The organism is Aquiflexum sp. (assembly GCF_041749095.1).
Lineage (GTDB): Bacteria > Bacteroidota > Bacteroidia > Cytophagales > Cyclobacteriaceae > Aquiflexum.
Genome location: NZ_JBGTCA010000596.1, coordinates 1 through 1719, shown reverse-complemented (window position 1 = coordinate 1719; position 1719 = coordinate 1). Strand labels below are relative to the sequence as shown.

General features: G+C 38.6%; 2 protein-coding genes. One reads left to right on the top strand and one right to left on the bottom strand.

Going from position 1 to position 1719, the window contains the following annotated elements:
* Positions 1–1375, bottom strand: a 1375-nt coding sequence (locus tag ACEW8O_RS26650; RefSeq protein ID WP_373497673.1) for a serine hydrolase, incomplete at its 3' end; no start/stop codon positions are given.
* 178 nt (positions 1376–1553) lie between these two features.
* Between ACEW8O_RS26650 and ACEW8O_RS26645 the strand changes: the two genes are divergently transcribed.
* Positions 1554–1719 (top strand): type II toxin-antitoxin system Phd/YefM family antitoxin (locus ACEW8O_RS26645; protein WP_373497674.1); only part of this gene is annotated, 166 nt, incomplete at its 3' end.

The window sequence follows — 1719 nt, the reverse complement described above, 5'->3', positions numbered from 1 at the left end:
TGTAATGGAAGTGTTTTAGCCAGACTTTTTGGTATGGGGTGTTGGCAAAAAGTGAATCCCTTTCTAATTGTACGTCTATGGCTCCATATCCAGGGTGTAAATAGTCTCCTGTAAATTCTGCCAGAACATGTGAGGTTTTGGTACCCTTTTTTTGAATGGAACTGGATTGTGCCTGACCAGCAGCAGCCTGCTTTTTGGCTTCGTCGGCTTTTTCTTTTTGAATCTTGTTCCAATCGGTTTTATCCACTTTCAACAATCTGTCACTGATCATATTCCTGACAATTCCAGGAATGGATGAACCATTTTGATTGGACAATACTACTATCCCAATGCTATCCATTGGGAAAAAGGCCACATTTGCAGAGAATCCATTGATGTTTCCTCCATGCTCTACTCTGTAATGTCCTTTATACGAAGAAGCCATCCATCCGTACCCATAGGTACTGATATGCATTTCAGGAAATTCTTTGTCGGGGATACTGTTGGCCATGATCATTTGTGGACTCATGGCTTCCTTGACATAGGTTTCCGGCAGGATTTGACTGCCTTTGAATTTTCCCCCGTTGATCCAAGTGATCAGCCAATTGGACATTTCGTTGACACTGCTGTTGATACTTCCGGCAGGACCCATTGCGGCAATGTCATAGTAGTCCATTTTTTTGACAATGGAATCGTTTTTGACTTCATAGCCAAAGGATGCATCTTTTCCGTTTTTCAAGCCGCCAATTACAGCATTACTCGTATTCATTTCTAAAGGGGCAAAAAACTTTTCCTGAAGGTTTTCTTCCCAAGATTTTCCTGTAATCCTTTCAGCAATCACCCCTTGAGCCAAAAACATGAAATTATTGTAATACCACTGTTCCCGGACTTTGGCAAAGGGTTCGAGGTATTGTATCCGCTGCATCAAAGAATCCCGTGATTGGGTAGTGAAAAAATACCAGCTCAGGTCATGCCGGGGAAGTCCTGTTCTATGGGTCATGAGATCCTTGATAGTTATCAGGTTGTTCATCTCATTATTGTAAAACCGTAGTTCGGGGATATGTTTGATTGGACTATCTTCAAAAGACAATTTTTTCTCTTCCCTCAAAATCCCCAATAGCCCGGAAGTAAAAGCCTTACTGCTTGATCCAATAGCAAAAAGCGTGTTGGAGGTAACAGGAATTTTATTTTCATAATCCCGGTAACCGAAGCCTTTGGAGTAGATGATTTTATCTTTTTCGACCACTGCCACGGCAAATCCAGCTGCCATCCAGGTCTGTAGGACTTTTTCAAGTTCAGTATCCAATCCTGCAAAACGGTTGTCCGTTTTTTGTTTTTGAGCAAATGAAGTTAGTGTGACTAATGAAATGAAAATGGATAGGATTAGTTGTTTCATGGTGTTTTTAATTAAAAAGCAGAAGATAGTTTAAAGATGGGTAAATTTTAATTGAAAATTCCAATATGCCAAAATAATATTTGTAATGGGATGTCTTGTTTTGGTAAAATAGAATAGTCCTTTGAAAATAATTATTTTGTACATAATATTGTACATATTATTTTAAAAATATTTAAATATGTTAAGCACTTCGATTTCAGATTTTAGGAAAGATATAAAGAGTTACTTCGATAGAGTCACTGAGAATTTTGAAACCCTGATTATCAATCGTGGAAAGGATAAAGGGGTAGTAATCATGTCCTTGGCTGAATATAATTCTTTGGTCTCGACTCAACATGAGCTTT